Annotated in this window: 18 protein-coding genes; all 18 read left to right on the top strand. The window is 46.7% G+C overall.

Annotation, left to right across the window (positions count from 1 at the left end; genetic code table 11):
• The first annotated feature begins 36 nt into the window (after nt 1–36).
• The 18 genes from ADS79_RS20250 to ADS79_RS20165 all read left to right on the top strand — a co-directional run bounded on the left by ADS79_RS20250 (nt 37) and on the right by ADS79_RS20165 (nt 18,562).
• Nucleotides 37–969: an ABC transporter permease gene (locus ADS79_RS20250; protein ID WP_049740184.1), complete on the top strand. Its 933-nt coding sequence runs from the start codon at nt 37–39 to the stop codon at nt 967–969.
• A gap of 6 nt (nt 970–975) precedes the next feature.
• Nucleotides 976–1,893: an ABC transporter permease gene (locus ADS79_RS20245; protein WP_049740183.1), complete on the top strand. Its 918-nt coding sequence runs from the start codon at nt 976–978 to the stop codon at nt 1,891–1,893.
• Between the two features lie 19 nt (nt 1,894–1,912).
• Nucleotides 1,913–2,908 (top strand): ABC transporter ATP-binding protein, encoded by a 996-nt coding sequence (locus tag ADS79_RS20240; protein WP_049740182.1) that lies wholly within the window; start codon nt 1,913–1,915, stop codon nt 2,906–2,908.
• 15 nt (nt 2,909–2,923) lie between these two features.
• The gene (locus ADS79_RS20235; protein ID WP_049740181.1) at nt 2,924–3,883 is read left to right on the top strand and encodes an ABC transporter ATP-binding protein; all 960 of its coding nucleotides are present in this window, start codon (nt 2,924–2,926) and stop codon (nt 3,881–3,883) included.
• Between the two features lie 317 nt (nt 3,884–4,200).
• Nucleotides 4,201–6,273 (top strand): methyl-accepting chemotaxis protein, encoded by a 2,073-nt coding sequence (locus ADS79_RS20230; RefSeq protein ID WP_049740180.1) that lies wholly within the window; start codon nt 4,201–4,203, stop codon nt 6,271–6,273.
• Nucleotides 6,274–6,373: 100 nt separating this feature from the next.
• Nucleotides 6,374–7,558, top strand: a complete 1,185-nt coding sequence (locus tag ADS79_RS20225) for a D-alanyl-D-alanine carboxypeptidase family protein (RefSeq protein ID WP_049740179.1) — start codon at nt 6,374–6,376, stop codon at nt 7,556–7,558.
• 146 nt (nt 7,559–7,704) lie between these two features.
• Nucleotides 7,705–8,055, top strand: coding sequence for an anti-sigma F factor antagonist (gene spoIIAA / locus ADS79_RS20220; protein ID WP_049740178.1), 351 nt, complete (start codon nt 7,705–7,707; stop codon nt 8,053–8,055).
• A gap of 2 nt (nt 8,056–8,057) precedes the next feature.
• On the top strand, nt 8,058–8,507 hold the full coding sequence (gene spoIIAB, locus ADS79_RS20215; protein WP_049740177.1) for an anti-sigma F factor: 450 nt from the start codon (nt 8,058–8,060) through the stop codon (nt 8,505–8,507).
• A gap of 11 nt (nt 8,508–8,518) precedes the next feature.
• Entirely contained in the window at nt 8,519–9,274 is a 756-nt protein-coding gene (sigF, locus tag ADS79_RS20210; RefSeq protein WP_049740176.1) for an RNA polymerase sporulation sigma factor SigF, read from the top strand.
• A gap of 133 nt (nt 9,275–9,407) precedes the next feature.
• Entirely contained in the window at nt 9,408–10,022 is a 615-nt protein-coding gene (locus ADS79_RS20205; RefSeq protein ID WP_049740175.1) for a stage V sporulation protein AA, read from the top strand.
• Nucleotides 10,019–10,438: a stage V sporulation protein AB gene (locus tag ADS79_RS20200; RefSeq protein WP_049740174.1), complete on the top strand. Its 420-nt coding sequence runs from the start codon at nt 10,019–10,021 to the stop codon at nt 10,436–10,438. Before ADS79_RS20205 ends, ADS79_RS20200 begins: the two co-directional genes overlap by 4 nt.
• 105 nt (nt 10,439–10,543) lie before the next feature.
• Nucleotides 10,544–11,032 carry a stage V sporulation protein AC gene (gene spoVAC / locus ADS79_RS20195; RefSeq protein WP_049740173.1) on the top strand — a complete coding sequence of 163 codons (489 nt, stop codon included), beginning with the start codon at nt 10,544–10,546 and terminating at the stop codon, nt 11,030–11,032.
• A 12-nt stretch (nt 11,033–11,044) separates the two neighbouring features.
• Nucleotides 11,045–12,070, top strand: coding sequence for a stage V sporulation protein AD (spoVAD, locus tag ADS79_RS20190; protein ID WP_049740172.1), 1,026 nt, complete (start codon nt 11,045–11,047; stop codon nt 12,068–12,070).
• Nucleotides 12,070–12,420: a stage V sporulation protein AE gene (gene spoVAE / locus ADS79_RS20185; protein ID WP_049740171.1), complete on the top strand. Its 351-nt coding sequence runs from the start codon at nt 12,070–12,072 to the stop codon at nt 12,418–12,420. Before spoVAD ends, spoVAE begins: the two co-directional genes overlap by 1 nt.
• 35 nt (nt 12,421–12,455) lie before the next feature.
• Complete coding sequence (gene spoVAEA / locus ADS79_RS20180; RefSeq protein ID WP_049741079.1) at nt 12,456–13,070, top strand: stage V sporulation protein SpoVABEA; 615 nt, start codon at nt 12,456–12,458, stop codon at nt 13,068–13,070.
• On the top strand, nt 13,024–14,493 hold the full coding sequence (locus tag ADS79_RS20175; RefSeq protein ID WP_049740170.1) for a spore germination protein: 1,470 nt from the start codon (nt 13,024–13,026) through the stop codon (nt 14,491–14,493). Before spoVAEA ends, ADS79_RS20175 begins: the two co-directional genes overlap by 47 nt.
• Nucleotides 14,494–14,823: 330 nt before the next feature.
• Entirely contained in the window at nt 14,824–16,146 is a 1,323-nt protein-coding gene (gene lysA, locus ADS79_RS20170; protein ID WP_049740169.1) for a diaminopimelate decarboxylase, read from the top strand.
• 142 nt (nt 16,147–16,288) lie between these two features.
• Entirely contained in the window at nt 16,289–18,562 is a 2,274-nt protein-coding gene (locus ADS79_RS20165; protein WP_049740168.1) for a GGDEF domain-containing protein, read from the top strand.
• The last annotated feature ends 63 nt before the right edge of the window (nt 18,563–18,625 follow it).

The raw sequence follows: 18,625 nt of genomic DNA, 5'->3' as shown, positions 1-18,625 counted from the left end.
TGAAAGCATTCAAAATCTGTCAAGGGGGTAAGTTAGTTGATCCGTTATCTTGGTAAGCGCATCATCTTCATGCTCATCTCGCTTTTCTTGATCGTAACGGCCACCTTCTTCATCATGAAAGCAGTACCTGGTGGTCCATTTACTTCGGAGAAAAATGTACCTGATGAGATCAAGGCAGCATTAGAGGCTAAGTACAAGCTTAACCTGCCGATGCACGAGCAATATTTCAACTATTTGAAGGGTGTCGCTACTTGGGACTTGGGTCCATCCTTTACGGAAAAATCCTCGACGGTCAATGAAATGATCAACCGTGGTTTTCCTGTCTCAGCTCACTTGGGAGCACAAGCATTATTGCTGGCCATTTTCGGTGGTATTATTCTTGGCGTGATTGCCGCATTAAAGCATAACAAGTGGCAAGACTTTTCGGCAATGATCCTGGCAGTTTTGGGTCTATCCGTTCCGAGTTTTATCTTAGCTTCCTTTTATCAGTACGTATTTGCAATCAACTGGGGACTGTTGCCGATTGCAAAATGGGAAGGGTTTTCATACACCATTCTCCCATCCTTGGCTCTCGCAGCTTCTCCGATGGCGTTTATCGCACGGCTGACTCGTTCCAACATGATCGAGGTACTTGGCCAAGATTATATTAAAACAGCGAAAGCAAAAGGTTTGCATAGCTTCACGATTACTGTCAGACACGCAATTCGCAATGCGCTCTTGCCTGTTATTACCTACTTGGGTCCATTGATCGCAGGTATCCTCACTGGTGCGTTTGTTATCGAGCGTATCTTCGGTGTACCTGGTCTGGGACGTGAATTCGTTCTTTCCATTACAAACCGTGACTACACCGTTATTATGGGAACGACCGTATTCTATTCCATCATCTTGGTAGTGATGATTCTGATCGTAGACATCGCGTATACCTTGGTAGACCCGCGTATCAAGTTGTCGGACTCAGGAAAGGAGTAATGAGACATGCAGCAATTGACTAAAGAGCATTTCGAGCCGATTTCGGTTGACCTCCGTCAAGCAGAAGCAATCAAGCGTCCTAGTCTCTCTTTCTGGTCAGACGTATGGCGTCGATTGAGAATGAATAAAGTAGCAATGGCTTCTATGATTTTTATCGCAGCGTTGCTTGTTTGTGCGATTGTAATACCTCTGGTTACACATAACGATTACTTTACAACAGATCTGGCTGGCAAGAACAAAAAGCCATCTGCTGAACACTGGTTTGGTACAGACGATCTGGGACGCGATGTGTTCGTGCGTATTTGGTACGGAGCACGCATTTCCCTTGAGGTAGGTTTGGCCGCAGCATTTATCGACCTCATTATCGGTGTGATTTGGGGCGGTATCGCAGGTTTCTATGGTGGCAGAGTCGATGAAATCATGATGCGTATCGCTGATATTTTGTTTGCAATTCCTTACCTGCTTGTTGTTATTTTGCTCATGGTTGTTTTAGAACCGGGGGTCGGGACGATTATTATCGCCTTAACGATAACCGGATGGATTGGGATGGCCCGGATTGTACGGGGTCAGATGCTACAGTTAAAAAATCAGGAATTCGTACTCGCTGCGCGCTCTCTTGGTGCTGATAGCAATCGTTTGATCTTCAAGCACTTGATTCCGAACGCACTGGGTCCAATTATCGTAACGTTGAGCTTGACCGTACCATCTGCAATCTTTGCGGAATCCTTCTTGTCCTTTATCGGTTTGGGGGTAGCTGCACCGATTGCGTCATGGGGAACGATGTCCAATGAGGGGTTGCCTGCGATGAAGTATTATCCATGGCGCCTGATGTTCCCAGCGGTCTTCATTTCCGTAACCATTTTGGCATTCAACTTGTTTGGTGACGGTCTGCGAGATGCAGTAGACCCACGCCTGCGTAAATAAATTAGGAGGGATCATCGTTATGGAACGCATTCTAGACGTAAAAGACCTGCATGTATCCTTCCACACGTATGCAGGGGAAGTAAAAGCAGTACGTGGCGTTAATTTTCACGTGAACCGTGGAGAAGCGGTTGCAATCGTAGGAGAGTCGGGTTGCGGAAAATCAGTAACGGCTCAAACCTTGATGAAACTGATTCCAATGCCGCCAGGAGAAATTAAAAAAGGTGAGATTCTCTTCAATGGAGATAATCTCGTTAATAAGTCGAATAAACAAATGGAAGCGATTCGCGGTAAAGATATCGGGATGATCTTCCAGGACCCAATGACATCTTTGAACCCAACTATGACCATTGGGAACCAAATTACAGAGGGATTAATCAAGCACCAAAACATGTCCCGTTCTGCTGCACGTGAGCGTGCAATTGAACTGTTGGCCACGGTTGGTATCCCTCAGCCGGAAAAACGTGTGGAGCAATATCCACACGAGTTCTCCGGCGGTATGCGTCAGCGTGCGATGATTGCTATCGCGCTGTCCTGTTCGCCCAAGCTGTTGATTGCAGATGAGCCGACAACAGCTTTGGATGTTACCATTCAGGCTCAAATTTTGGACTTGATGAAGGACCTGCAGAAGAAAACAGGAACTTCCATTATCCTGATCACGCATGACTTGGGAGTAGTTGCTGAGATGTGCGATCGCGTTATCGTTATGTACGCGGGCAAAGTGATTGAAACGGGAACAGTAGATGATATTTTCTATAATCCTCAACATCCGTATACAAAAGGATTGTTGCGCTCTGTACCACGTCTCGACCTGAACCGTGATGAGCCGCTGACTCCTATTTTCGGTACACCACCGGATCTTCTGCGTCCGCCAGTTGGCTGTGGATTTACGGCACGCTGCGAATCTGCAATGCGTGTATGCCAGGAAATTGATCCTGAGCTGAACGAAATCAGCACATCCCAACGAGCAGCTTGCTGGTTGCAGCATCCGCTTGCTCAGAACCGCGCAGGATCGTAGGAGGAGGGGTACACAATGGATAACCGTGATACATTGATTGAAGTCCGCAACCTTAAAAAGTTCTTTTCCATTGGCGATAATACTCTGAAAGCTGTGAATGATATCTCGTTTGAAATTAAACGTGGAGAAACATTGGGAGTTGTAGGAGAGTCTGGTTGTGGGAAGTCCACTGCTGGTCGTACGCTTCTTCGTTTATACGATGCTACCGGTGGGGACGTCCTGTTTGAAGGAAAGAGCATCATGAATTTGAACAACCAGGAAATGAAGGCAATGCGCCGCAACATGCAAATGATTTTCCAAGACCCGTACGCATCCTTGAACCCGCGTATGACGGTTGGAGACATCATCGGTGAAGCTCTGGACATCCATGGCTTGGCGACTGGTCAAAAGCGTAAAGAGCGCATCCAAGAGCTGCTTTCCTTGGTTAGTTTGAATCCTGAGCATATGAACCGTTTTCCGCATGAGTTTTCAGGCGGCCAACGCCAACGTATCGGAATTGCCCGAGCATTGGCAGTAGAGCCTAAATTCATCGTGTGTGACGAACCTATCTCTGCTTTGGACGTATCTGTTCAGGCACAGGTTGTTAACCTGCTTGAGCAGCTGCAAGAAAAAATGGGCCTGACCTATATGTTCATTGCCCATGACCTGTCTATGGTTAAATACATCTCCGACCGTGTTGCCGTTATGTATCTGGGCAAAATGGTTGAACTGGCGGACAGTGACGCTCTGTACGAGAAGCCTTTGCATCCGTACACGCAAGCCCTGCTGTCAGCGATTCCGATTCCAGATCCAGAGGTTGAGCGCAATCGTGAACGTATCGTTCTTCAAGGTGATGTACCAAGTCCTATGAATCCGCCAAGCGGTTGCCATTTCCGTACACGCTGCCCAAAAGCAATGCCCGAATGCGCAGCGGCAGTACCAGAATGGAAAGAAGTAGAACCAGGTCACTTTGCTGCATGCCATCTGTATAACTAATCTTCAGACAAGCGGGTTCCCAGGCTATAGGTGGCCAGGAACTCGCTTTTTTTACCCAAAAAGAAATTGTTATTTTTTTACTGCAAGTTGATGAATTTTTTAGAAAAAAGGTTTGCAGATAGTGGAAAAAGGGTAGAGAATGGAAGATAGCTGTTTCCTATTGTTTTTTATACGACCCCAGATCGTATAAAAATTAGCAGGATACCGGCTCTACATATTGCTCAGGCCTTGTTTAGCGACCAGCTAGGCGAAGTCGAATTTACTGATATTCTCATATTGGTAAAATATAGTGGAAAAACAATAAGGGGGCAGGCAACATGAGCAAATTTTTGTCGCCGCGATGGAAAGTGAAAGAGATGACATCGTCATTTTTTTCACGCATGAAATCATTGAATCAAATTTCGTCCAGCCAGATGAAAGGTTCACTCGCAACAAAAATGATCGTTTTTGGTCTGATTCTCGTACTTATCATTATTGGTTCTCTGCAATACATAGCGATTTCCTTTTCCAAATCCACTCTCTTCAGCATTACATCGAAGCAAGCGAAAATGTTGGCAGAACAGCATGCAACCAGCTTGGAGGATTGGCTGGAATCAATCGTAGCCTCGTCTGAGACAGCCGCTTCCAAGCGTGTCATGATGACAGAATTAGAGCCGCTGATTATGGAGCAATTCAGCTTGATGCGTCAGGCTCATCGAGAAATATCTAAGATTTATCTGATTGATTCTAAAACGGGGAAATCTTTGTATTCGCTTACAGGGAAAAACGAGATTGATTTTAAACAAAAACAATACTTCCAGCAGGCAATCAGTAAAGGCGGAACAGTCGTTTCCGATGAAGAAATCGTTAAAGGGATTAACAAAAGTTTTCTTTATATTGCGACACCGGTTGGAGAAAAGAATAAAGACACAAGTCGAATCTTCGTTGTAGGCTTTACGATTGATCAAATGGTTCAAAAGGTACCTGAAATTCCATTCATGCAAAATGGCTACGCGTTTGTGGTTCGTCCGGATGGATTGGTTGTTGCTCACAAAAACCCGGAAAACAACAATAATATGTCGATTGCGGATCAGCCAGAGTATGCAGAAATGATGGAGCTCATGCAAAAAGAAACAAGCGAGAGCCTGATCTACGAGGATCAGGGGAACGACGCTTTTGCAGCATTTGCTCCGATCGCCATGCTGAACTGGGACATTGTACTTACCTCAGGCAGTGATGAGGTATATGGTGAAGTAAACGAAATGTGGATATACTTTGTACTGTTCAGCTTGCCCATTATCGCTATTTCCACCTGGTTGATTTGGTGGTTTGCAAAACGGATTCGCTTGTCCCTGTTTGCGATCGCCAGGGATATGGAACGAATCGGGGCTGGGAACTTTGACGTACATGTAAAAGTTAATGGTAATGATGAGCTAGCCATGGTAGGACGTAAGATGAATGATATGGCCGCTGAATTGCGCAAGCTTATTGCTTTGGTCCAGGGACAAGCTACCCAGCTCAACGTAGCAACAGATGAGTTAACGCAGTTCGCTCAGGAAAACAGAGGCGCGATCAATGTCATTACTGATAACATCTCGACGATTGCAGAGCGTGTTTCAACACAAACGAGTGAGGTACAGGCAACAGCCAATACCGTATCCGAGATTTCGCAAGGTGTGGAGCAAGTCGCAATTGCAGCAGAATCTACTTCGGTCGCAACTACGCGTACATTTGAGCGTGCTCAAGGCGGCATGCAGATGGTTGAAAACGTCATTGATACGGTGCGTCGCGCTACGAATGAAGTGGAGCGGACCGCACAGCAAATGCATAGCCTGCGTGAGCGTGCGCGTCAAATTACGAGTATTGTTGAAATGATCTCAAGCATCGCTTCACAAACAAACCTGTTAGCATTGAATGCAGCGATTGAAGCTGCACGCGCAGGTGATGCAGGTCGTGGTTTCTCAGTCGTAGCCAGCGAGGTTCGCAAGCTGGCTGAAGAAAGCAGCTCGTTCTCTGAGCGTATCGCATCTATCGCCCATTCTATTAACGATGAAGCAATGGATATGAGCAAAAACATGGATGAAATCGTAACCATGGTTGGTGGAGGTCTGCAATCGGTTGAGGCTGTAGGCACGGCTTTCCAAAATATTGTGGGAGAGATTCAAGCAGCAGCGGAGCAAAGCGAGTCGATGACAGCAACCTCAGAAGAAATGGCAGCTGGCAATCAGGTTGTAACCGATTCGATGCGCAGACTGGCGTATATGTCGGACGAAATCAGCGATTCCATTACCGGTGTAGTTGGGACAGTCGATGAACAATTGAACTCGATTGCACGCATTAATGAAAATGTAGAACAACTGAAAAAGATGGCTGATGATCTTACGGAAAATGTAAGCCGTTTTGTGATCTAATCAAGGGTCCCTTCTGTTACGTGCAGAAGGGTTTTTTGTTGTGAATATTTTCCTTTCGCATTGGTGAGAATAAAATCATGAATGGAGGGAAGAGACTGCTATGAAACGGAATGGATACATCGCTCTATGCTTCATCATGTTTTTCACCATCTTTTCTCCACTAGCTGTCGCAGCAGAAAAGGCTGGACCGCAAACTGGCGAAATGAATTTTGCCCCAAATGCAAAAGCAGCCGTTATGATAGAGGCTGACACGGGTAAGGTATTGTATGAGAAAAATTCGAACGAGAAAATGCCACCTGCGAGCATTACCAAGGTAATGACGATGCTGCTGATTATGGAAGCAATCGAAAGAGGAGAATTAAAGCTTACCGATAAGGTGCGGGCGAGTGAACGGGCTGCTTCGATGGGGGGCTCCCAAATTTTCTTGCAGCCAGGTGAAGAGATGGTTGTCGAGGATATGATCAAAGGGATTGCTATCGCCTCTGGGAATGATGCCTCTGTAGCGATGGCAGAGCATTTGAGCGGAACAGAAGAAACCTTCGTTGCCAAAATGAACGAGCGGGCGAAACAGCTCGGGATGAAAAATACCCATTTTGTCAATTCGAATGGATTGCCAGCCGCCGAACACTATTCCTCTGCAGCTGATATTGCTATTATGTCCAGAGAATTATTGAAGCACGAAGGTATTACTCGCTTTACAGGAACCTATCAGGACTATTTGCGCAAGGACTCGGCGAATCCGTTCTGGTTAGTCAATACAAACCGTCTGGTAAGGTTTTATGAAGGTGTAGACGGATTAAAAACGGGCTATACCAGTGAGGCCAAGTACTGCTTAACTGCAACAGCCAAACGCAACAATATGAGAATTATCGCTGTCGTCATGGGTGTACCGGATGTGAAGACACGCAACAACGAGGTTTCCACGATGTTTAATTATGCGTTTACGCATTATCAGGTTATGCCCATGTATAAAAAGGGGGAGACCGTCGAACAGCTTACCGTAGACAAGGGGAGTCAGCCCAAAATCAATGTGGTTACCCCACATGCGGTCAGTCTTCTCATGAAAAAAGGCGAGTCTGCCAATTCGTTTAAAAAAGAAGTCGTGATCAATTCTACGGTCAATGCCCCTGTGAACAAAGAGCAGGTAGTCGGGCATATTTTTATCCGCACCATGGATGGAAAAGAAGTAAACAGAATCGATCTTTATCCCGAACAAACGATTGATAAAGCAGGCATGTGGGAGATTCTTAAGCGGACCACCAAGAACGTATTAATCAGTTACTAACAGACACCATGAGCGCGAAAAGAATCGAGTTGCCTCGAATGAGCAGATGTGGCTACTCGATTTTTTTGTTCTTTTGTCGACTGGCAGGAATTGGTTAAACGAAAGAAGAAAGAGACAGCTAATACGGGAGAAGGAGTGTGTCAGCTATGAGTTTGCGCATTGCGATGGAGACCCGCCAGGATGTGCTGGTAATCCGCTTGCAAGGAGAGCTCGATCATCATACGGCAGAAGAGCTGCGAAGTAAGGTCGATGATATTTTACGAACCCCCCAGATCCGTCATATCGTTTTGAGTCTCGCCGAGTTGGCATTCATGGACAGCTCTGGGATCGGTGTTATTTTGGGCAGGTTTAAACAAATCTCTGCTCGTTCCGGAGAAATGTACGTTTGCTCGATTAATCCAACCATCTATCGAATTTTTGAGATGTCAGGATTGTTTAAGGTGATCAAGTTCCGTGAAAACGAAGCAGACGCATTGCTTGTTCTGGGGGTGGCGTAGTAATGACTGTACAACGTAATTTTATGTCCGTATCGTTCGCTGCATTGAGCCAAAATGAAGCATTTACCCGAGTGGCTGTGGCTTCGTTCATTTCTCATCTGGATATCACCATGGATGAGCTAGAAGAAATGAAAACCGTTATTTCCGAGGCAGTTACCAATGCCATTATTCACGGATATGACGAGAATCCCGAGGGTGTGGTACATATCTCTGTGCGCATTGATGAGGGAACGGTGGAGGTTGTCGTGGAGGACAACGGAAAAGGAATTGAGGATGTAGAGCAGGCGATGCAGCCGCTCTTTACAACCAAGCCAGAATTGGAGCGCTCAGGAATGGGCTTTACCATTATGGAGAATTTCATGGACTCTTTGGAAGTGGCGACTGCAGTTGGAAAAGGTACAACGGTTCGCCTGACCAAACGCTTGTCGTTTGCCAAAGCCTTACAAAATTAGGGGTATTGCCAATGGGTGCCGATATTAAAAACGCGAGTCAACCATTTCTGACCAATGACCAAGTGAAGGAACTGATCGCCAAAAGCCAGGCCGGAGACGCTCATGCCCGCGAACTTCTAGTGAACAGCAACATTAGGCTGGTCTGGTCTGTCGTACAGCGTTTTATCAACCGTGGATACGAAGCGGATGATTTGTTTCAAATCGGTTGTATCGGTTTGCTGAAAGCTGTTGATAAGTTTGATTTGTCCTATGATGTGCGCTTCTCTACTTATGCGGTACCGATGATTATCGGAGAAATCCAGCGCTTTTTACGCGATGACGGCACGGTAAAAGTAAGCCGATCACTCAAGGAAACAGCGAACAAGGTACGCAGAACAAAAGACGAGCTTTACAAGCAATTCGGCCGTGCTCCCACAATTGCCGAAGTAGCGGAAGCTGTAGGGATTACGCCGGAGGAAGTCGTTTTTGCGCAAGAAGCCAATCGAGCTCCTTCTTCCATTCACGAAACGGTTTTTGAAAACGATGGGGACCCCATTACGTTAATCGATCAAATCGCGGATGAAGGTGTCAACAAGTGGTTTGAAAAAATAGCGCTAAAGGATGCCATCAGCCGCTTGAGTGAGCGTGAGCAGCTAATCGTCTATTTGCGCTATTATAAGGATCAAACCCAGTCTGAGGTAGCCGAGCGATTAGGAATATCACAGGTCCAGGTCTCTCGCCTCGAAAAGCGAATTCTGCAAACGATCAAGGAGCAAATTGAACATTAGCCCGGCACTCCGTTTCAGGGGGCACAAGGTAAGCATCAAAGCGAAATTGCTTTGGTGCTTTTTTGCATGGCTTTTAAGAGGACGCACATACTAGCGGGGATTACACAAGACAAGGTGAAAGGAGGGAGCTCTCATGAAGGAAGCGCTATTTCTGCGCTTGCGAAAGCGTTTGGCAGTAAAACCCGAAGCCATAATCACGCTGGGCGATATATGCCAAATTTACTGGGATGGCGAACGCGAGGAAGCGATCAAACGAATGCCGATTTATCGAGTTGAGCCAAGCGATGGGAACTTGATCATTATTGATATTATGCAGGTGATTCAAAGGCTTCGTCAGGTTTATCCTGAGGCTGATCTGGATATCCAAGGCGCACCGCAAATTATTGTCGAGGTGCAAAATCCACGGAAACAAGCAAACCCTTTGCTGGTTGCCATTGTGTGGCTCGTGTTGTTTATTGGTTCTGGGCTTGCCATTATGAACTTCCATACCGACGTAAGCATGCCGCAAGTCCATCAGCGTATTTTTTATCTCCTCACGGGTCAAAAAAATCAACATCCACTCTGGCTTCAAATCCCTTACTCTATTGGGATCGGACTGGGGATGATTTTATTTTTCAACCATATTTTCAAGAAAAAAATTAATGAAGAGCCGAGCCCATTAGAAGTGGAATTGTTTATGTACCAACAAAATCTCGATCAGTACTATATTCAGAACGAAAACAAGGAAAACCAGCGGACGAAAACATGAGCCTTGGTGCATGCGTGCTGCTCGTTCTAATTGGGCTTGGTGGAGGATTGGCGGTTGGAAGTGGTTTTGTCGCTTTCATTACCGTTTTGGACATCATTCCTCGCCTTACACAGCTCACGAATGCGCATGGATATATTCGCAGCTTTGAATGGGCGCTGGTGAGTGGAGTTCTTGTGTTTACATTCATCGATTTTTTTCATTGGGGAGTGCAATTGCCCGTTGGGGTGACAGCCATTTATGGATTGATTGCTGGGATTTTCGTCGGAGCCCTGGCGGCAGGCTTAACGGAAGTACTGAATGTTTTTCCGATTCTCGCCAAGCGCATGAATATGGATGGCAATCTACTATTGCTGTTAATGGCTGTCGTGTTTGGCAAAGTAACGGGCTCGATTCTGCAGTGGCTTCTCCATCTCTAAACTGGTAAATACCACTATTCATAGGCATCTTTTGAAACAGGAAAGATATAGGTATGGCTTCTCTTGTAGACTCGCGCATTATTGGAAAAAAAGGAGTGAAAGGGCATGGCGACCAAATCGAAATCAAAACCCATCGGGGCATCGATGCAGATGACAAAGCAGCTGTACCAACAACAAGCTGCAAAATTCCAGCCCAAGCGTAATGTCCTGCTAAATTCTCTGCGTGCGTTTTGGGTTGGCGGGACAATCTGCTTGTTCGGGCAAGCCTTGCAAAATATGTACATTTACTTGTTTGGATTTACAGAGAAAACAGCGAGCAACCCTACCGTTGCAACACTCATATTTATTGCGGTTCTGTTAACGGGACTCGGTGTATACGACAATATCGGTCAGTATGCAGGAGCAGGCTCCGCTGTGCCCGTGACAGGCTTTGCCAACTCCATCGCTTCGGCTGCCATCGAGCATCGGAGTGAAGGGCTGGTTCTTGGTGTCGGTGGCAACATGTTCAAGCTGGCAGGCTCCGTCATCGTGTTTGGGGTAGTTGCGGCTTTTATTGCGGGGATATTAAAGAGTGTCATGAACATGATTTTTTGAGGAGGGGTGTCAGTGGCAAGCCAGAACCAGGCGTCTCGAATCAACCGGCAAACGTGGCATTTTGCTCAGGACGTAAGATTGCAAGCGTCTGCTGTGGCCGTTGGTCCGAAAGAAGGAGAGGGACCCTTGGCAGCCTTTTTTGACAAGATTCATGACGACATGTATGCAGGACAACAGACGTGGGAAGATGCTGAACGCCAATTGCTTGAGGATGCAATATCGGCATTGCTCCAAAAAGCAAAGATAACTGGACAGGATGTCGATGTCATACTGGCAGGCGATCTGCTCAATCAAAATATCACGACAAACTTTACGGCTGAAAAGCTTGCCATTCCGCTGCTAGGTATGTATGGCGCGTGCTCTACCTCGATGCTGACGCTTGCCAATGCCGCAGCTTTGGTTAATGCCGGATATGCAAACAAAGCAATCGCAGCGTGCAGTAGCCATAATGCCACGGCTGAAAGACAGTATCGCTATCCTACAGAGTATGGAGGTCAGAAGCCCCCCTCCGCTCAATGGACCGTGACAGGTGCAGGAGCGGGTTTGATAGGCATCGGAGGAAATGGGCCACGTATCACCTATGCAACAATGGGAAAGGTAGTGGACATGGGGATCAAGGACCCGTTTGATATGGGCTCTGCGATGGCACCTGCTGCTGTATCTACCTTTTTGGCTCATTTTCAGGATACAGGACGTACTCCAGAGTCGTATGACTTGATCGTGACAGGAGACCTGGCGTCGGTAGGCTATCCTATTGCAAAAGAGCTGCTGTTACAAGAAGGATACGACATGGACCCAGTGTACAATGACTGCGGTCTCATGATTTTCTCCCCTGACCAGGATGTCTTCGCAGGAGGGAGCGGTTGTGCGAGCAGCGCTGTGGTCACGTACGGTTACATTTTGGATCAGCTTAACCGGGGCGTACTTAAAAAAGTACTGGTTTGTGCGACGGGAGCCTTACTAAGTCCTGTCAGCTATCAGCAAGGCAATTCAATTCCGTGTATTGCGCATGCAGTTGCACTGGAAGGAGGCATATGATGGAGTACGTAATTGCTTTTATCATTGGAGGGCTCATTTGTGTCGTAGGACAATTGCTGCTCGACGTTGGTAAATTGACACCTGCACACGTGATGAGCACGCTGGTAGTAGCCGGTGTCGTCCTGGACTTTATTGGGGTCTACGACAAATTCATTGATTTTGCTGGAGCAGGAGCTACCGTGCCGATTACGAGCTTTGGACATTCCTTGTATCACGGAGCGATAGGAGAAGCCGAGCAGCATGGGCTGATTGGTGTAGCAACCGGGATTTTCGAGGTCACAAGCGCAGGGATATCAGCTGCGATTGCCTTTGGATTCTTTGCTTCCCTCATTTTCAAGCCAAAAGGATAGTCACTATGGCAACGGTTAAGGACGGTGGAGGCGACATGGACGAAGAACGAAGAAGAGTCATCCTCGTTACCGATGGCGATCATGTCGCGCAAAAAGTACTGGAAATGATAGCAAGAGAGATCGGCGGGCGATGCATTTCCTTATCTGCCGGGAATCCGACACCTCTGCGAGGACATCAGATGGTTGAGCTCATCAAAATGGCTGCCTACGATCCTGTGATTGTCATGTTTGACGATAACGGTGATTTCGGAAAGGGACAGGGAGAAAAGGCCATCGAGTACGTGGTCAAGCACCCGGATATCGAGGTGATCGGAGCGATTGCAGTTGCCTCTAATACACGATGGGTGCAAGGAGCGCGGGTAGCTTACTCAGTCAATAATGAAGGGCAAGTTGTGACAGAAGCCGTGGACAAAGACGGAAATGCCAGTCCAGAGCTTGTAAACCGAATTTACGGCGACACTGTCGATATTCTGAATGCCCTTCACGTTCCTAATCTCATCGGCATAGGTGATATCGGCAAGATGCTTGGAAAGGACAGCTTGCAAAAAGGCAGTCCGATCACAAAAAAAGCAGTGCAATGGATACTGGAAAGGAGCGACCCGAATGGCACAGGTAACGGAAAAACGGCGCCCCATCTCGGACCAAATTGAAGAAAATAAAGCATACTTAAATGACAGGCTAGGCATAGGCTCAAGCTTTGATATGGGCGTGCATGAGTTTTTCGTTGGGAGAACACGCCTTCTCTTGTATTACATAAACGGATTTGCTGACAGTAATATCGTTACACAGGTGATGCGGGAACTGAATGATTTGCGGGAACGTGATGTTCAGGATCATTTATTCGATCAACTGTATTATAAATACATCCCGTATTTTCAGCTAACGAAGATATCGACTACTGATGAATTCATGGACAAGCTGCTGGTCGGACAAGTAGGATTAATCCTTGATCGGTATGATACCGCTATTATGGTGGATGCTAAGGTTTTTCCGACGCGTTCTCCTATGGAGCCAGACACGGAAAGAATTGTTCGTGGCGCACATGATGGCTTTACCGAGACGTTGGTCATCAACACGGTTTTGACTCGCAGACGTCTACGAGATGAACGTCTTCGTTTTGAAATTATGCAAATCGGGGAACGGACCAAAACAGATGTGGCGGTTGCGTATTTACAGGATGTTGCAAACCAAGAACTGGTTGATACGTTAAAGGAAAGACTGCAGCACATCCAGATAGACGGGATTCCAATGGCGGAAAAAACGGTAGAAGAATTTATTATCGGAAAGACGTTCAATCCGTTTCCGATGGTGCGTTACACAGAAAGACCGGATGTTGCAGCGGTGCATTTGCTGGAAGGACATGTATTGATTTATGTAGACACATCGCCTAGCGTCATGATTACGCCTGCTACCTATTTTCATCATGTTCAGCATGCAGAGGAGTACAGGCAGACCCCTGTCGTAGGTGCTTACTTGCGCTGGGTACGCTTCTTCGGCATTTTTGCTTCTGTATTCGTTTTGCCCATTTGGCTACTGTTGGTCATGCATCCATCGATGATTCCCGACTCGCTTCATTTTCTCGGAATGAAGGAAAAAGGCAGCATCCCCTTATTGGCGCAATTTTTGATGGCAGAAGTAGGGCTTGATTTGATGAGGATGGCAGCGATTCATACACCGACCCCTTTGTCCGTAGCGATGGGATTATTGGCAGCAATTTTGGTTGGAGACGTTGCGATCAAGGTCGGCTTGTTTGCCCCCGAAGTCATCTTGTATTTGGCGGTTGCGGCCATCGGGATGTTTGCAACACCGAGCTATGAATTGAGCCTGGCTAATCGGCTCATCCGTATCTTTTTAATCCTGATGGTTGGTTTCTTCTCGACACCGGGTCTTATGATCGGTTTTCTGGTTGTATTGGTCGGACTTGCTGCCACTCGTTCCCTCAACACACCATATTTGTGGCCGTTTATTCCTTTTAATTACAAAGCCATGAAAGATATCATCGTACGAATTGCGGTACCTCGAAAAAACAATCGACCAAGCATTGTTCGCTCGCAAAATACATCGCGTCAATAATATTCTGAAAATGACTGCGGGCACCCATTGTCAAATAAACTATCGTGTAGTAAATTGGATGGGGAAGCCTTACTACGCTCGTTATGTTCGGCAACTGACGTCTCACAGTCGGTTGCCTTTCTTTTAAAAGAATGGAAAGTTCTCATTCACAAAAGGCAAAGTGACTTGGAAATACTTTCCAACACGCGCGATTAGGGTCCGGCGTCGACTTCTGGCTTTATCCAGGTAAAGCTTTTTGTCGAGAGTGACGCTCTAGTATGAGCAGATCACGCTAGACTGTTTGGTAATTTACAGAATGATTCGGTGTCAGAGACTGGGGAGGAACGAAATATGTTTTTACACGGGACAAGTCGAGTGAATGAACGAGGAATTTTGGAAATTGGGGGCTGCGAAACAACAGAACTGGCAGCGACCTACGGAACACCACTTTACGTATATGATGAAGCCCTGATTCGCAGCAAATGTCGACAGTTTATTGACGCGTTTTCCCAATCGGGCTTTTCCTTTCAAGTAGCTTATGCGAGCAAGGCATTCTGTACGATGGCGATGTGCAAGCTGGTAGAGGAGGAAGGCTTGTCTCTTGATGTCGTCTCTGGCGGTGAGCTGTATACGGCTCTGCAAGCAGGTTTTCCAGTAGATCGCATCCATTTTCATGGCAACAACAAGTCACTGGATGAAATTGTGATGGCCCTGGATGCCAAAATCGGCTGTTTTGTCGTAGACAATTTTTATGAGCTGCACCTATTGAGTCAGCTGGCGGAAGAGCGCGGTGAAAAGATTTCTGTTCTCCTGCGTGTGACTCCAGGTGTCGAGGCACATACACACGAATATATTTCCACCGGTCAAATCGACTCCAAATTCGGATTTGACGTACAGAACGGTCAGGCATTAGACGCGATCAAGTATGCACATGAAAGCAATCATCTGCATTTATTGGGTGTACACAGCCACATTGGATCACAAATATTTGAAACAGAAGGCTTCCTGGTAGCTGTCAAGCGATTGACGCAATTGCTGGGAGACGCCAAAGATCAGCATGGCTTTTTGCCGGAAGTGCTCAATGTAGGTGGCGGCTTTGGTATCCGGTACGTTGAGGGAGATACTCCACAATCAGCGCATACCTACATTAAGGCGATTACGGATCTCGTGCGCGCAGAATTGGACGCTCGCCAAATTCCATTGCCTGAGCTGTGGATTGAGCCAGGTCGCAGTATCGTAGGTGATTCAGGTACTACGCTGTACCGTATCGGCTCGCAAAAAGAAATCCCGAACGTGCGCAAATATGTGGCCGTTGACGGTGGTATGACAGATAACCTTCGCCCAGCTTTGTATCAGGCGGAATACGAGGCAGCGATTGCCAATAAAATGAACCAGCCAGCCACGGAGGTCGTTTCCATCGCCGGAAAATGCTGCGAGTCTGGTGACATGCTGATCTGGGACGTCAAGCTCCCTCCGGCTCAAGCAGGTGATATTTTGGCTGTTCCAAGCACCGGAGCCTATGGTTATTCCATGTCAAACAACTACAATCGGATCGCGCGCCCTGCAGTTGTTTTTGTAAAGGACGGGGATGCTGATCTGGTTGTAAAACGCGAAACGTACGCTGAAGTCGTGGGACATGATCTTCTGCCAAAACGCGCCCAGCTTCAACGATAATCCATAACGGTAGAGAAGCCTTCCTGGTGAGACAAGGGGGGGCTTTTTTGCATGTATGGGATTCTTACAATCTTCATAATCCATTCACTGAACCTTAAAGCTTCTTTGCAATAATTGGGGTGGCGAGGAGGATAGATTCAGCATGTTGTCGACGCTCATCAAGCGGTTTCGTCGCTTCCCCTTTTTTTCACTGGATAAACGGACATGGTTGAAAAATGTCATTGGCCAGGAATTCGACAAGGGACGCAGCGTAGTGATGTTTTATGTTGATATCGTTAAACTAACAGATGTAGAGTACCGCTATGGAGATAGCAGTGCCAAGCGTGTTCTGCAAATTTTTGAACGGATTTTACCCGCTGTATCTCGTCAAGTGTTTGAGATAAAAGGGAACATTCTCGCGATTCAAAAGCTATGGGGCGACGACTTTGCTATTTATGTCTCCTTTGGAGCCACTGTGAGTGAAGAGGATTGCAGAATGCTTTCGATTCATTTTCAAGAAGTTGCGGAAAAGCAACTGAATCGACATGTCAGCTTTGTAAATAGAGAGGACTTGCGTGTCCATATTGGATATGCATGGCTGCCAGGTCAGGATATTGTAAAGGAAATGTATACCTCGGTGAAGCATGCGGTTCATATGGCGAAATACGGGATTACATCAGAAAAATATACGCATGTTACGCAGTTTCATAAATTGCTAGCAGAAGAAAATGTGCAGATGCACTTCATGCCGATTATTCATTTGCCTGATGGCGGTGCGCTCGGATGGGAAGCGCTTGCTCGTGGGCCGCAGGATAGCCCTTTTGCCACACCGGCAACGCTGTTTACCTACGCAGAAGAGACAGATACAGTATTTCGTCTGGAGCATATTTGCCGTAAACGAGCACTCGAACAATTACGTTATCTCAATCCGCATGAAAAGCTGTTTATTAATCTTGATCCGCGTGCGATCGACGATCCTTTTCTTTTGAGAGGGAAAGTATTTTCGCTATTGGAGCAATATGGGCTAAATCCACACAATATCGTGTTTGAAATAACCGAACGACATGCGATTACTAATTACGCAGTTTTTCGTAAAATAATTGAGGAATATCGCAAAAAGGGCTACTTGATTGCGGTTGATGATGCCGGAGCAGGTTATTCGAGTCTGGAATCCATTACAGAAATCTATCCGGATTTTATCAAACTGGATATGTCATTGATCCGCAACATTGATGCGGACCCGATCAAGCAGGCATTGCTTGAAACAATTGTGCAATTCGCCGACAAGGTGAACTGCAAAATTATTGCAGAGGGGATCGAGACAGAGAGCGAATTAAGAACCTTGATGGATTTGGGCGTTGTATATGGACAGGGGTACTTTCTCGGCAAACCGGACAGAGGTATGGCACAGGTATCCGGGCAAGCGATGAACTTTTTGCGCTTTATGCAAGAAAAGAGAAGCAACGAACAAGTTGAGCCGATCATTTTCACGCCAGCCATGACCGAAATCCTGGCAAAGACCATTTGTGTGGAAAAGCATGCAAAAGTGCGACGCATCCACGAGATTTTTGAACAAAATAAGCGGATAGAGAGCATTGTGGTCCTGGAAGAGGGAGAGCCGATTGGACTTCTCATGCGTTTTCAGCTTTATCAAATATTGGGTGGACAATACGGTATTGCGTTGTATTATGATCGCCCAGTAGCGCAAATCATGAATACCAATCCGCTATTGGCGTGTAAGGATGACAAGCTGGAGGAGGTTGCCAGACGAGCAATGGCTCGGGACGCACATCACTTGTATGACGTGGTGATTATCATTGGAGAAAAGAACGAATATATCGGAATTGTTACGGTCCAAAGCCTGCTCGATAAAATGGCTTCGATCAAGCTCGAATTAGCCAGCTCGGCGAATCCGCTTACGGGGCTGCCTGGTAATGTACAGATTGAAAGAGAGCTCAATCAGCGTGTGAAGCAAAAGGTGGACCAAATGGTCATTTATTGTGACCTCGACCATTTCAAATGGTTTAATGATCGCTATGGCTTTGAGGTTGGAGATCAGATCATCGTGCGAACAGCGTCCTTGTTGAAAGAGGCTGCGAAGCGTTACGGGAGCGGAACTGACTTTATTGGTCATATCGGTGGCGATGATTTTATTTTGATCACTACTGCGCAATGTGCAGATGGGCTCGGTGCATTTATTAGCGATGCGTTCACTCCGTATTTTGCGGATATATATGCAAAGCGGAGAATGGAGGACGGAGAGGTTTTGTCCATGTCGATGGCAGGGGTTTACATACAACCGGGCATGTACGAAAATGCAGAGGCGATTGCCAAGCAAGCAGCAGTCATGAAGAAGCTGGCAAAGTCGTATGCAGGCACGGTGTTTATCAAGGACTGCGAGTTTCCTTTTGAGGATCGGCTGCGATTGCAGGGTTAAATTGGACGTCAACTCCATCGCATGGTAAAATGAGAACGTTAACTTTACCTGGTTTGGAGGCAT

Origin of the sequence: Brevibacillus reuszeri (genome assembly GCF_001187725.1) — a bacterium.
Taxonomy (GTDB): domain Bacteria; phylum Bacillota; class Bacilli; order Brevibacillales; family Brevibacillaceae; genus Brevibacillus; species Brevibacillus reuszeri.
The sequence above is the reverse complement of the archived record's forward strand: the minus strand, read 5'-3'. Positions and strand labels throughout refer to the sequence as shown.